Consider the following 13,247-nt stretch of genomic DNA (forward strand, 5'->3'; position numbering starts at 1 on the left):
GCCGAAGGAGGCTTCTCCCGTGGCAGACCGCACACCCCCGCTCAGTGTCGAGGAACTGCACGCCCTCGTCGCGAGCGGTGAGATCGACACTGTCGTCCTGGCCTTCCCCGACATGCAAGGGCGCCTCCAGGGCAAGCGGTTCGCCGCCCGCTTCTTCCTCGACGAGGTCCTCCACCACGGCACCGAGGGCTGCAACTACCTCCTCGCCGTCGACACCGAGATGAACACCGTCGACGGCTACGCCATGTCCTCCTGGGACCGCGGCTACGGCGACTTCGCCCTGCACCCCGACCCCGCCACCCTGCGCCGCATCCCCTGGCACCCCGGCACCGCCCTGCTCCTCGCCGACCTCGCCTGGAACGACGGCTCGCCGGTCGACGCCGCCCCGCGCCAGATCCTGCGCCGCCAGCTGGAGCGGCTCGCCGCACTCGGCTACACCGCCCGGGTCGGCACCGAGCTGGAGTTCATCGTCTTCAAGGACAGCTACGAGGCCGCCTGGGACGCCGGTTACCGGGGCCTCACCCCGGCCAACCAGTACAACGTCGACTACTCCGTCCTCGGCACCGGCCGCATCGAGCCCCTGCTGCGCCGGCTGCGCAACGAGATGGCCGGCGCCGGCCTCACCGTCGAGTCCGCCAAGGGCGAGTGCAACCCCGGCCAGCACGAGATCGCCTTCCGCTACGACGAGGCCCTCGTCACCTGCGACCAGCACGCCCTGTACAAGACCGGAGCCAAGGAGATCGCCGCCCAGGAGGGCGTCTCGATCACCTTCATGGCCAAGTACAACGAGCGCGAGGGCAACTCCTGCCACATCCACCTCTCGCTCGCCGACGCCGACGGCGACAACGTCATGGCGGGGGACGGCGAGGGCGGGATGTCGGACGTCATGCGCCGGTTCCTCGCCGGGCAGCTCGCCGCGCTGCGCGACTTCTCGCTCCTGTACGCCCCGAACATCAACTCCTACAAGCGGTTCCAGCCGGGCTCCTTCGCCCCCACCGCCGTCGCCTGGGGCCACGACAACCGCACCTGCGCGCTCCGCGTCGTCGGCCACGGCCGCTCCCTGCGCTTCGAGAACCGCCTCCCCGGCGGCGACGTGAACCCGCACCTCGCCGTCGCCGGCCTGGTCGCGGCCGGCCTGTACGGCATCGAGCACAAGCTCGAACTCCCGGCCCCCTGCCCCGGCAACGCCTACACCGCCGGCTACGAGCACGTCCCGACCACCCTGCGCGAGGCCGCCGAGCTGTGGGAGAGCAGCCCCATCGCCAGGGCCGCCTTCGGCGACGAGGTCGTGGCCCACTACCGCAACATGGCGCGCGTCGAGCTCGCGGCCTTCGACGCCGCGGTCACCGACTGGGAGCTGCGCCGCTCCTTCGAACGCCTGTGAAAGGTCATCCCGTGACTGACCCGCACCAGCTCGTCGTCCTCAACCCCGCCACCGAGGAGGTCGTCGCCACCGTCCCGGCCGCGAGCGAGGAGGACGTGGCCGCCGCCGTCGTACGGGCCGTACGCGCCCAGACCGGCTGGGCCGCCCTCGCGCCCGCCGACCGGGCCCGGCTGCTGCGCCGCTTCGCCGACACCGTCGACGCGCACCTCGAGGAACTCGCCCGGCTGGAGGTCCGCGAGGCCGGCCACACGCTCGGCAACGCCCGCTGGGAGGCCGGCAACGCCCGCGATCTGCTGCTGTACGCGGCCGGCGGCGCCGAACGCCTCCTCGGCAAGCAGATCCCGGTGCCCGGCGGCTGGAACGTCACCTTCCAGGAGCCGCTCGGCGTCGTCGGGGTCATCGCCCCCTGGAACTTCCCCATGCCGATCGCCGCGTGGGGCTCCTTCCCGGCGCTCGCCGCCGGCAACGCGGTCGTCCTCAAACCCGCCGAGACCACCCCGCTCACCGCGCTCCGGCTCGCCGAACTCGCCCTGGAGGCAGGGCTGCCCGAGCACGTCTTCCAGGTGCTGCCCGGTCACGGCCACACCGCGGGACGCGCGCTCGTGGACCACCCGGACGTCGCCAAGATCGTGTTCACCGGGTCCACCCGCACCGGCCGCGAGGTCATGGAGCACTGCGCCCGCCTGGTCAAGCCGGTCACCCTCGAACTCGGCGGCAAGAGCCCCAACATCGTCTTCGCCGACGCCGATCTGCCCCGCGCCCTCGACCCGTTCTCCTTTCTGGACAACTCCGGCCAGGACTGCTGCGCCCGCACCCGCATCCTCGTGCAGGAGCCGGTGCTGGAAGAGGCCCGCGCGTTCCTCGCCGACGCCCTCGCCTCCGTCGTCGTGGGCGACCCGGCCGACGAGAAGACGCAGATGGGCCCGCTGATCTCCCGGCGGCAACTGGACCGGGTGCGGTCCTACGTCCCCGAGGACGCGCCCGCCCTGCGCGGCAGCGCCCCCGACGGCCCCGGCTTCTGGTTCCCGCCGACCGTCCTGACGGGGGAGCGGCACGACGGCCGGGCGGCCCGCGAGGAGATCTTCGGGCCGGTGGCCGTCCTCCTCCCCTTCACCGACGAGGCCGACGCGATCCGCCTCGCCAACGACACCCCCTACGGCCTCTCCGGCTCCCTGTGGACCCGGGACCTCGGCCGCGCCCTGCGCGTCTCCCAGGCCGTCCGCGCCGGCAACCTGTCCGTCAACTCCCACTCCAGCGTCCGCTACTGGACCCCGTTCGGCGGCTACAAGCAGTCCGGCCTCGGCCGCGAACTCGGCCCCGACGCCCTGACCGCCTTCACCGAGACCAAGAACGTCTTCATCAGCACGGAGGGCCCCGCACAGTGACCTCTCAGTCATCGGACATCATCTGCCGCCGCCTGACCGGCCGTACCGCCGTCGTCACCGGAGCCGGCAGCGGCATCGGCCTCGCCGCCGCCCGCCGGCTCGCCTCCGAGGGCGCGCACGTGGTCTGCGCGGACGTGGACGAGGTCCGCGGCAAGGCCGCCGCCGACGAGGCCGGCGGACTCTTCGTGAAGACGGACGTCACCGACCCCGAGCAGGTCGAGGCGCTGTTCAAGGCGGCGTACGACACCTACGGCAGCGTCGACGTCGCCTTCAACAACGCGGGGATCTCCCCGCCCGACGACGACTCCATCCTGGAGACCGGCCTGGAGGCCTGGAAGCGGGTCCAGGAGGTCAACCTCACCTCCGTGTACCTGTGCTGCAAGGCCGCCATCCCCTACATGCGGCGCCAGGGCAAGGGGTCCATCATCAACACCGCGTCCTTCGTGGCGCGGATGGGCGCGGCCACCTCGCAGATCTCCTACACGGCCTCCAAGGGCGGCGTCCTCGCCATGTCCCGCGAGCTGGGCGTGCAGTTCGCGCGGGAGGGGATCCGGGTGAACGCCCTGTGCCCGGGCCCGGTCAACACCCCGCTGCTGCAGGAGCTGTTCGCGAAGGACCCGGAGCGGGCGGCCCGCCGTCTCGTCCACATCCCGGTCGGGCGGTTCGCCGAGGCCGAGGAGATCGCCGCCGCCGTCGCCTTCCTGGCCAGCGACGACTCCTCCTTCGTCAACGCCACCGACTTCCTGGTGGACGGCGGCATCGCGGGCGCGTACGTCACGCCCCTGTAGGTCTCACAGGAAGGTGCGGCCCTCACCCCGGTAGGTGGGCACGGTCGCGGTCACCGCGTCCCCCTCGACCAGGTGCAGGGTGTCGAACCGCTCGCACAGCTCGCCCGCCTTGGCGTGCCGGAACCACACCTTGTCGCCGATCAGCAGATCGTCCGCGGGCGAGCCGAGCAGCGGCGTCTGCACCTCGCCGGGGCCCTCCTGGGGGTCGTACGCCAGGCCCTCCGGCAGGTACGGCACCGGCAGCCGGTCGGGTCCGGCGGCGCCGGAGGCCGGGTAGCCGCCGCCGAGCACGGTGACGACCCCGACCCCCGGCCGCCGTACGACGGGCAGGGCGAACAGGGCCGCCGGACGGCCGGTGAACGACGTGTAGTTGTCGAAGAGCCGGGGCACGTACAGCCCCGAACCGGCGGCTATCTCCGTCACCGCGTCCTCGGCGGCGGTGTGCTGCACGCTGCCCGTGCCGCCGCCGTTGACGAACTCCAGGTCCGGGACGACCGCCCGCACCGCGTGCACCACCGCGGCCCGCCGCTCGGCCAGTTCACGCCGGGCCGCGGCCTGCATCAGCCGGATCGCCCGGGACCGCAGCGGCCGCCCGGCCACCGCGTCCCCGACGCCCGCGATGTGTCCCTCGTACGCCATGATCCCCACCAGCCGGAAACCCGGCCGGCGGGCCACCGAGCGGGCCAGCTCGGCCAGTTGGGCGGGGGAGTGCAGGGGGCTGCGCCGCGCGCCGACCCGGACCCGGCCGCCGAGCAGCTTCAGCGAGGTGTCCAACTCCAGGCAGACCCGCACGACTTCCCGCCCGCCGTCCCGTGCGGCGTCGACGAGGTCGAGCTGCGCGGGGTCGTCGACCATCACGGTGACGGCGCCGGCGAGCTTGGGATCGGCGGCCAGTTCCGCGTAACCGGCCCGGTCGGCGGACGGATAGGCCAGCAGGATGTCGTCGAACCCGGAACGCGCCAGCCACAGCGACTCCGCCAGCGTGAACGACATGATCCCCTGGAAGCCGTCCCTGGCCAGAACCCGCTCCAGCAGGGCACGGCAGCGGACCGACTTGCTGGCGACCCGGACCGGCTTGCCCGCGGCCCGGCGGACGAGATCGGCCGCGTTGGCGTCGAAGGCGTCCAGGTCCACGATCGCGAGAGGGGCGTCGAGATGGGCGGTGGCCCGGTCGTAACGGGCCCGGTCGGCGGCGCGCGCAGTCATGACGGAAGCCTGCCAGACAGGATTACCGCAGGGTAGGGGGACGTTCCGGGCAGATGCCCCGGCACCCCGGACTGGTTCTGAATCCGGTCCGGACAACCCGTAGAGTGACGCGCACGTACGCGGAACGCGCCCGGCCGCTTCACCTGAACCGGGATGCCCGTCCCGCCGTACGGGTATGCGTGCCCGGGACGGACCTTCAGCGCCGGGCAGCACCGGGCGGCACAGCGGCCCGCGCACACGCAGGACGGCCCGGGCACGAGGAGAGGACGGCCCGGGGACGAGGAAACGGGGGGTGCATGACCACGGAAGCGCGCCACGCTCCCATCCCCCCACGCCCGTCCACTCCCCCCGCCGACCTCGACGACGAGCCCTCGGTCTTCACCCCCGGCCAGGGCCGCGCGCAGCGGAGTGGCGCCGTGCAGGAGGGGGACGCGTCCGAGGGCGGTACCGCCCAGCAGGGGCACGCGTCCGGAGGCGGTACCGCGCACGAGGGGCACGCGTCCGGAGGTGCCCCGGGCCGGGACCGTTCGCCTGCCGGCGGTTCCGCGGGACAGGGGACGCCTTCTGCCGGGTCGTCCGCGGGCCATGGCGCGGCTTCCGCCGCGGGGGCCGCGGACAAGGGCTCGCCCTCCGGCGGGCGGCCCGGGAGCGGCGGCGCGTCGGACGGGCAGGCCGCCGCGCGTGACGTCCGGACGCCCGGGGGCTCCGGTGCCGGACCCGCGCAGCAGGTCCGGCCCGGTGCGCCGCGGCCCGCCGTGCCGGCGGCCGGAGTGCCCGTGAGCCCGCCACCGCCGCCTGCCTCGGCCCGGTTCCCCGACGCTCCGCCGAGCACGGGGCGTGACGCGCACCGGCCCGGAAAGGATCCCCGGCGGCCCGGGGCCCCGGCGGAGACCCAGTCCGAGACGACGGCCCGGCTCCGCCCGATCACCACGCCGGAGACGAGCGCCACACCCGGCTCGGCCACCGCGTCCGGGTCTGCGGCCCGGCCCGGCTCCGTCACCGCGTCCCGGTCCTCGGCCGCACCTCGCCCCGACGCCCCCGCCCGGCCTTCGGCCCCGCCCCGCTCTGCCACCGCGTCCGGGTCCTCGGCCGGGCCCCGCCCCGCCACCCCCTCGGAGACCACCGCCCGGCTCCGTCCGGTGACCGACGCCCCCCAGGCGCGGCGCGGCGCGGCGGCCCCCGCTGCCGGGGCGGGCCGTACCGGGGCCGGTGTCGCGGGTGCGCAGGAGCGGGCGTGGAGTCCTCTCACGCCTGGTCACCCCGTAGGACCGCCGCCCGGATTCGCCGGGCCGGATCCGGCCCTGTCGTGGGGTGCCGGGGCGGCCGTACGGCCCGTGGTGTCGTTCGGGGAGCCGGAGGCCTTCAGCGAGCGGCCGGGGCACCGGGTGGCGCCCCGGACCGCCGTCGCCGCCGCCTGCCTCGTGCTCGGCCTCGGTCTCATCGGCGGTGCCGCCACCGGGAGTTGGCTCACCGGCGGCGGCGGGGACGCCACCGCCGGCGACCACTTCGCCACCGCCGGGGCGCTGTGGCACAGCGTGCCCGTCGACCAGCTCTTCCCGCCCACCGTCCAGGGCCCCGGCGCCGGCCCCGGCGGCGCCGACCGCACCTGGACCCGGATCGCCGTCGCCCCGGACGGCGGCTGCGCGCACGCCTTCGACCCGCTGCTGCAGAAGGTGCTCGCCCCCGTCGGCTGCCGGCGGCTCCTGCGCGCCACCTACACCGACGCCACCCAGAGCTATGTCACCACCGTCGGCCTGCTGTTCACCGAGGCCGATCCCGCCGCCATGTCCGCGCTCGCGCACCGCTTCCGCACCGAGCGCCTGGACCGGCGCGCCGACCTGATGCCACGGCCGTACGCGGCCGAGGGCACCGCCGCCGCCGGCTTCGGCGACCGGCAGCGGGCCTCCTGGACGATCTCCGTCCTCACCGACGCGCCCGTCGTCGTCTACGCCGTCTCCGGCTGGGCCGACGGCCGCGCCGCCGACGCGCCCCAGCCCGCCGCCGACGCCGTCGCCGACGGCGCCACCACCCCACCGGCCCAGGCCGGTCTCGGCAACGAGGCACAGGGCCTGGCCGACCGCATCGAACGGCGGCTGCGCCAGAACCTCGGCACGGCCACGGAGAAACCCTCATGAGGCGAACGAGGCCCTCGGTCCGCGGCCGCCGCACGGCCCGCGCCGGCGCCGCCCTGAGCCTGCTGCTCACCGGCGCCCTCACCCTGCTGCCCGCCGGCGCGGCCCACGCCGACGGCATCCGCGCCCAGCAGTGGGGCCTGTCCGCGCTGCACCTGGACCAGGCCTGGCGCGTCACCAAGGGCCGGGGCGTCACCGTCGCCGTCCTGGACACCGGCGTGGAGGCCGACCATCCGGACCTCGCCGGCAACGTCCTGCCCGCCAAGGACATGATCGGCTTCGGCGCCACGCAGGGCGACCGCGACTGGGCCCGGCACGGCACCGCCATGGCCGGCATCATCGCCGGGCACGGCCACGGCCCCGGCGGCGGCGCCGGTGTCATGGGCGTCGCCCCCGAGGCGAAGATCCTGCCCGTGCGGGTGATCCTGGAGGACAACGACCCCGCCCGCGCCCGGGCCCGCACCACCCGCGGCAACGCCCTCGCCGACGGCATCCGCTGGGCCGCCGACCACGGCGCCGACGTCATCAACCTCTCCCTCGGCGACGACTCGAACTCGGCGCACCCCGAGGCCGGCGAGGACGAGGCCGTGCAGTACGCCCTGAAGAAGGGGGTGGTCGTCGTCGCCTCCGCGGGCAACGGCGGCGACAAGGGCGACCACATCTCCTACCCGGCCGCCTATCCCGGCGTCATCGCGGCGACCGCCGTGGACCGCTACGGCACCCGCGCCTCCTTCTCGACCCGCCGCTGGTACGCGACGGTCAGCGCGCCCGGCGTCGACGTGGTCATCGCCGACCCGGACCACAAGTACTACGCGGGCTGGGGCACTTCGGCCGCCTCCGCCTTCGTCTCCGGCGCGGCGGCCCTGGTCAGGGCGGCCCACCCCGAGCTGACCCCGGCCCAGATCAAGAAGCTCCTGGAGGACACCGCACGGGACGCGCCGGCCGGCGGCCGGGACGACTCCCGCGGCTTCGGCATGATCGACCCGGCGGCGGCCCTGCGCGCGGCCGACCGGCTGAAGCCGCGGAGCCTGCGCGCGGCGGCGTACGGGAAGACGTACTTCGGCGACGGTCCGGACGCCCCCAAGGCCGCCTCCTCGACCGCCGACTGGGCGGGCCCCCTGGCCGGCGGCACCGGCGGGGTCCTGCTCGTGGCGGGCGTGGTGCTGTGGCGGGGGCGTCGGCAGACGGCCTGAGCGCGCCCGGTACGTACGCCACCGTCACCCACGGGTCCCCCGTCACGTGCCGGTGAACGCCGACACCGCCGCCTCGGCCGCCGCCTCCACCAGCGCGATGCCCCTCGCCTGGCTCTCGGTGCCCTCCGACAGCACCGCCACCAGATAGCCGGCGCCGTCCACCGTCACCCGCCCGATGCTGTTCACGTCCCACAGGCCCGTCGTACTGCGTGCCAGCCAGCCGTTCTTCAGCGCGCAGGAGCTGCCCTCCGCGACGGCCGACACCCCCCACCGCTGGTCCGGCTCGACCGACTCCATCAGCCCCTGCACATAGCTCCGGGAGGCCGCGCTCAGCTCGGACTCCTCCCCGAACACCTGCCGGAGCAGGACCAGTTGGTCGGCGGCCGTGGTCTGCGTCAGCCCCCACAGCCCGCCCTCGCCGCCGGAGGTCGAGGTCAGCCCGAAGCGCTTGTTCGCGGCGTCCAGGCCCTCCGCCCGCCCGATCGTGTGCCACAGCGCCGTCGCCGACGCGTTGTCGCTGTTCTCGATCATCTTCGTGGCGTACGACCGCTCGGCCGCCGTCAGCCGCCGGTCCGCGTCCTGCGCCTGGAGCAGCAGCGCGGCCAGGATGTCGACCTTCACGATGCTGGCCGTGTCGAAGGCCGCGTCCCCGTACGCGGCGCTCTGCCCGGAGTCCACCGCCAGCACCGCCGCCGACACCCGCGCGCCCGACGGCACCTTCACCGCCGTCATCGCCTTGCCCAGCAGCGCCGTCCGGTCCGCGGCCGGCTCCGTCACGGGTTCCACCGAGGCCTCCTCGCCCGCCCCGGCCGAGGGGGAGGCCGAGAGCGTCGCCGACGACGATACGGCCGCCGTCCCCGGGTGCGCCCGCGCCTTCACGTACACCGTGCCGCCGGCGGTCATCCCGGCCACGGCGGCCAGCGCGAGCGCGAGGGACAGCAGCGGACGGCGCCGGGACGGGCGCGCACGACGGCCGCGGCGGGCTCTGGGGGACTCCATGCCCGCGATGCTCGGCGCGTGTGCTGTGCGCTGCGTCGGTCCGGGCTGAGACAGGGATCAGGGAATGCTGAGATTCCTGTGAGGACTCCCGTGCCCGGGGCCGCGGACCGCGCCGACGGGCCCGGTGACCGGTGGCGATAGGGTCGGTGACCGTGGCGAACAAGAACATTCCCGACCCCGGCTTCTCCGACGACGACGGCTCCGCCGACCCCCGGCTGAGCGCCGCGCTCGCGGCCTGGGCCGAGGACCGCGGCGCCCTCGGGCCGGTGCTGGAGGCACTGAAGGGCGCCCGCCTGCTCGTGCCGGTCGTCGCCGTGCTCGGCGAGGCCGAGGAGGACGAGAACGGACTGCGCCGCGAGAAGACCAGCGACATGGCCGTACCCACCCTGAAGGCCGGCGGCCGCACCGCGCTTCCCGCCTTCACCTCCACCGACTCCCTCGCACGCTGGGATCCGGCGGCGCGCCCGGTCGCCGTACCCCTGCACCAGGCGCTGCAGGCCGCCGCCCACGAGAAGGCCGACACGGTGGTGCTGGACCTCGCCGGGCCCGTGCCGTTCGAGCTGACCGGCCCGGCGCTGCTGGCCCTCGCCGAGGGCCGTACCACTGCGGATCCGCTCGCCGACCCGGCGGTGATCGAGGCCGTCCGTACGGCCGTGGCGGCGGAGCCCGCCGTGCTGCGCGCCCACCTCGGGCCCGGACGCGCCGACGGCACCCTCGCCCTCGTCGTCGACCCGGCCGCCCCGACCGCCGAGGCCGCCCGCGCGGTCGCCGAGCGCCTGGCGGCCGACGAGACACTGAGGGCCCGCCTGGTGCGCGGCCTCGACCTGGCACTGCTGCCGGCCGGGACCACGCCTCCGGGCGAGCCCCTGTACGTCAAGGAATAGATCAGCCGTAGACCGGGCCGGTGTACTTCTCGCCCGGCCCCTGGCCCGGCTCGTCCGGCACGGTCGACGCCTCGCGGAACGCCAGCTGCAGCGACTTCAGGCCGTCGCGCAGCGGGGCCGCGTGGAAGGAGCTGATCTCCGTCGTGCTCGCGTCCAGCAGGCCGGCGAGCGCGGTGATCAGCTTGCGGGCCTCGTCCAGGTCCTTGTACTTCTCGCCCTCCTCGCTCAGCCCGAGCTTCACCGCGGCGGCGCTCATCAGGTTGACGGCGACCGTGACGATCACCTCGACGGCGGGGACCTCGGCGATGTCCCGGGTCATCGCGTCGAAGTCGGGGTTCTCGGGATTCTCAGGAGGGGTCTCACTCATGCCCCACACCATAGGCGGTGCCGGATCACCGCTTCCCCCGAGCCTTGTCGCGCGCTCGCCGGTTCGCCCTTGTCAAGCGATCCTGCTAGTCTGGTTCACGACCGGCCGGGTGTGCCCTGCGTGCAACAGAGCTCCCGGCCCACAAGTGGAGGCTCCGATCTCCCACCTGACCGTCCTCCGGGACGGCGGGTCACCCGGTCAGGCGGCCACCATCGTTCCGTACGGACGATGGAGTCGCCCGAGACGCGCCCCGCGGCATCGCGGCGGTGCTCCGGTAGTGCGTTGGAGCCCCGCCTGTGATCGTCCGGGGCATTTTTTCTGCTTCGGCGCGGTTAGGTCTAACGAAAAGACATACGCGGCTGTCCGCCAGACAACCGTGTGGTGCTACCGAGGAGGATCCATCAGCGCCGAGCCCCGCATCAACGACCGGATTCGCGTTCCCGAGGTGCGACTTGTCGGTCCCAGTGGCGAGCAGGTCGGCATCGTGCCGCTCGCGAAGGCACTGGAGCTTGCGCAGGAGTACGACCTCGACCTGGTCGAGGTCGCGGCGAACGCCCGTCCGCCCGTGTGCAAGCTCATGGACTACGGGAAGTTCAAGTACGAGTCGGCCATGAAGGCCCGTGAGGCGCGCAAGAACCAGGCGCACACGGTCATCAAGGAGATGAAGCTCCGGCCGAAGATCGACCCGCACGACTATGACACCAAGAAGGGTCACGTCGTCCGGTTCCTCAAGCAGGGCGACAAGGTCAAGATCACGATCATGTTCCGTGGCCGCGAGCAGTCCCGTCCCGAGCTGGGCTACCGACTGCTGCAGCGCCTCGCGGAGGACGTCCAGGACCTCGGTTTCGTCGAGTCGAACCCGAAGCAGGACGGCCGCAACATGATCATGGTCCTCGGTCCGCACAAGAAGAAGACCGAGGCCATGGCCGAGGCCCGGCAGGCACAGGAAGCCCGCAAGGCGGAGGCGAAGGCCCACCCCGGTCGTTCGCAGAACCCCGCCGAGGCCGAGGCGTCCGCCGAGGAGCCCGCCGAGGCGTGACCCCGGGGGACACCCGTCCCCAGTGGATGTAACCGAAAGAAGAGCGACGCTCCACAGTGCCCGGTTTTCGCGACCGGGCACCGGAGCGCCACCGACGAGGAGATAACGGCGCTATGCCGAAGAACAAGTCGCACAGCGGTGCCAGCAAGCGCTTCAAGATCACCGGCTCCGGCAAGGTGCTCCGCGAGCGTGCCGGCAAGCGCCACCTGCTCGAGCACAAGTCGTCCCGCGTCACGCGTCGCCTCACCGGCAACGCCGAGATGGCCCCGGGCGACGCCGCGAAGATCAAGAAGCTTCTCGGCAAGTGACCTGCGGCGCCGACTGAGCGCCGTACGTCTGGACCGGGACCGAATCGTTTCCGGGTCGTGTGAGGACCACCACGACCCCGCTACAAGGAGTTAACAAGTGGCACGCGTCAAGCGGGCAGTCAACGCCCACAAGAAGCGCCGGGCGATCCTCGAGCAGGCCTCCGGCTACCGCGGTCAGCGTTCGCGCCTGTACCGCAAGGCCAAGGAGCAGGTCACCCACTCGCTGGTCTACAACTACAACGACCGCAAGAAGCGCAAGGGCGACTTCCGTCAGCTGTGGATCCAGCGCATCAACGCCGCTGCCCGCGCCAACGGCATCACCTACAACCGCTTCATCCAGGGTCTGAAGGCCGCGAACGTCGAGGTCGACCGCAAGATCCTGGCCGAGCTGGCCGTCAACGACGCCGGTGCGTTCGCCGCGCTCGTCGAGGTCGCGCAGAAGGCGCTGCCTTCGGACGTCAACGCGCCCAAGGCCGCGTGACGCTGCGCTGGCTTTAGCCGACGTTCACTGGACCCGCAGGCTGTCATGGCTTGCGGGTCCTGTTGTTGGGTGGCTCGGTCGTTTTCCGGCCGCGGGCCGGCGGGGGCTGGCCGCGCAGTCCCCCGCGCCCCTATTCGGGGCGTTGCAGCCCCCGGCGCCACACAGTGAAGACTTTCTCGAAGGTGAAGAAACAGGATGCCCAGCCCCGAGCTGATCTCCCCCCGGTCCGCGCGTGTCTCCGCTGCCCGGCGGCTGGCCAAGCGGAACTTCCGGGGTAAGGACCGGCTGTTTCTGGCGGAGGGGCCGCAGGCTGTTCGGGAGGCGGCTGGGCATCGGGCAGGCGGGCAGGCCACGCTCGTAGAACTGTTCGCCACCCTCGAGGCCGCGGAGCGGTACGCCGACATCGTCGGGGCCGCGCGGGACGCCGGTGCGCGGGTGCAGCTCGCCTCCGACGAGGTGATCGCCGACATCTCCACCACCGTCACCCCGCAGGGGCTCGTCGGGGTGTGCCGGTTCCTGGACGCGCCCTTCGCGGAGATCCTCGCCGCCCGGCCGAAGCTGGTCGCCGTGCTGGCGCATGTGCGCGACCCCGGGAACGCCGGGACGGTACTGCGGTGCGCCGACGCCGCCGGGGCCGAGGCCGTGATCCTCACCGACGCCTCCGTCGACCTGTACAACCCGAAGGCCGTCCGCGCCTCCGTGGGCTCGCACTTCCATCTGCCCGTCGCCGTGGGCGTGCCCGTCGAGCGGGCCGTCGAGGGGCTGAAGGACGCCGGAGTGCGGATCCTCGCAGCCGACGGGGCGGGGGACCGCGACCTGGACGAGGAGCTGGACAAGGGGAGCATGGGCGGGCCGACCGCCTGGGTGTTCGGCAACGAGGCCTGGGGGCTGCCGGAGGAGACCCGCGCGCTCGCCGACGCCGTGGTGCGGGTGCCGATCCACGGGAAGGCCGAGAGCCTGAACCTCGCCACCGCCGCCGCCGTATGTCTCTACGCGTCGGCCCGCGCGCAGCGCGCCTCCGGAGGGTGCCGCTCCGTCACCCAGAGCTAGTAGGGTGACCAGCTCGGGGCCCTGCGCCGTC

General features: G+C 73.7%; 13 protein-coding genes. 10 read left to right on the forward strand and 3 right to left on the reverse strand.

The window, feature by feature from the left end:
- The first annotated feature begins 19 nt into the window (after positions 1-19).
- The 3 genes from OG956_RS29590 to OG956_RS29600 are packed head-to-tail and all read left to right on the forward strand — an operon-like array spanning position 20 to position 3,557.
- A complete protein-coding gene (locus tag OG956_RS29590) occupies positions 20-1,384 on the forward strand; it encodes a glutamine synthetase family protein (RefSeq protein ID WP_330341062.1) in 1,365 nt (454 codons plus the stop codon).
- Between the two features lie 11 nt (positions 1,385-1,395).
- Positions 1,396-2,769, forward strand: coding sequence for an aldehyde dehydrogenase family protein (locus OG956_RS29595; protein ID WP_330341063.1), 1,374 nt, complete (start codon positions 1,396-1,398; stop codon positions 2,767-2,769).
- Positions 2,766-3,557, forward strand: coding sequence for a 3-oxoacyl-ACP reductase (locus OG956_RS29600; RefSeq protein ID WP_330341064.1), 792 nt, complete (start codon positions 2,766-2,768; stop codon positions 3,555-3,557). The genes OG956_RS29595 and OG956_RS29600 overlap by 4 nt, the downstream gene beginning before the upstream one ends.
- A 3-nt stretch (positions 3,558-3,560) precedes the next feature.
- Here the strand turns inward: OG956_RS29600 and OG956_RS29605 are convergent, their stop codons facing one another.
- Positions 3,561-4,763, reverse strand: coding sequence for an amino acid deaminase/aldolase (locus OG956_RS29605; protein WP_330341065.1), 1,203 nt, complete (start codon positions 4,761-4,763; stop codon positions 3,561-3,563).
- Between the two features lie 1,139 nt (positions 4,764-5,902).
- Between OG956_RS29605 and OG956_RS29610 the strand changes: the two genes are divergently transcribed.
- Both OG956_RS29610 and mycP read left to right on the forward strand, forming a co-directional pair.
- A complete protein-coding gene (locus OG956_RS29610; RefSeq protein ID WP_330341066.1) occupies positions 5,903-6,898 on the forward strand; it encodes a hypothetical protein in 996 nt (331 codons plus the stop codon).
- A complete protein-coding gene (gene mycP, locus OG956_RS29615; RefSeq protein WP_330341067.1) occupies positions 6,895-8,088 on the forward strand; it encodes a type VII secretion-associated serine protease mycosin in 1,194 nt (397 codons plus the stop codon). The genes OG956_RS29610 and mycP overlap by 4 nt, the downstream gene beginning before the upstream one ends.
- 42 nt (positions 8,089-8,130) lie before the next feature.
- Here mycP and OG956_RS29620 read toward each other — a convergent pair whose 3' ends face one another.
- Positions 8,131-9,087, reverse strand: coding sequence for a serine hydrolase (locus OG956_RS29620; protein ID WP_330341068.1), 957 nt, complete (start codon positions 9,085-9,087; stop codon positions 8,131-8,133).
- Positions 9,088-9,239: 152 nt separating this feature from the next.
- On the opposite strand from OG956_RS29620, the gene OG956_RS29625 reads away from it, so the two are divergent.
- Positions 9,240-9,971: an SseB family protein gene (locus OG956_RS29625; protein ID WP_330341069.1), complete on the forward strand. Its 732-nt coding sequence runs from the start codon at positions 9,240-9,242 to the stop codon at positions 9,969-9,971.
- Position 9,972: 1 nt separating this feature from the next.
- On the opposite strand, the gene OG956_RS29630 is transcribed toward OG956_RS29625, so the two are convergent.
- The gene (locus tag OG956_RS29630) at positions 9,973-10,338 is read right to left on the reverse strand and encodes a DUF1844 domain-containing protein (RefSeq protein WP_330341070.1); all 366 of its coding nucleotides are present in this window, start codon (positions 10,336-10,338) and stop codon (positions 9,973-9,975) included.
- 376 nt (positions 10,339-10,714) lie between these two features.
- Here OG956_RS29630 and infC point away from each other — a divergent pair, with 376 nt between their 5' ends.
- The 4 genes from infC (at position 10,715) to OG956_RS29650 (ending at position 13,216) form a co-directional block, all read left to right on the forward strand.
- Positions 10,715-11,377 carry a translation initiation factor IF-3 gene (gene infC, locus OG956_RS29635; RefSeq protein ID WP_225098250.1) on the forward strand — a complete coding sequence of 221 codons (663 nt, stop codon included), beginning with the start codon at positions 10,715-10,717 and terminating at the stop codon, positions 11,375-11,377.
- 113 nt (positions 11,378-11,490) lie between these two features.
- Positions 11,491-11,685, forward strand: coding sequence for a 50S ribosomal protein L35 (gene rpmI, locus OG956_RS29640; protein ID WP_003977225.1), 195 nt, complete (start codon positions 11,491-11,493; stop codon positions 11,683-11,685).
- A gap of 97 nt (positions 11,686-11,782) precedes the next feature.
- Positions 11,783-12,166, forward strand: coding sequence for a 50S ribosomal protein L20 (gene rplT / locus OG956_RS29645; RefSeq protein ID WP_004002577.1), 384 nt, complete (start codon positions 11,783-11,785; stop codon positions 12,164-12,166).
- Positions 12,167-12,361: 195 nt separating this feature from the next.
- Entirely contained in the window at positions 12,362-13,216 is an 855-nt protein-coding gene (locus OG956_RS29650; RefSeq protein WP_330341071.1) for a TrmH family RNA methyltransferase, read from the forward strand.
- The last annotated feature ends 31 nt before the right edge of the window (positions 13,217-13,247 follow it).

Origin of the sequence: Streptomyces sp. NBC_00557, assembly GCF_036345995.1 — a bacterium.
Taxonomy (GTDB): Bacteria; Actinomycetota; Actinomycetes; order Streptomycetales; family Streptomycetaceae; genus Streptomyces.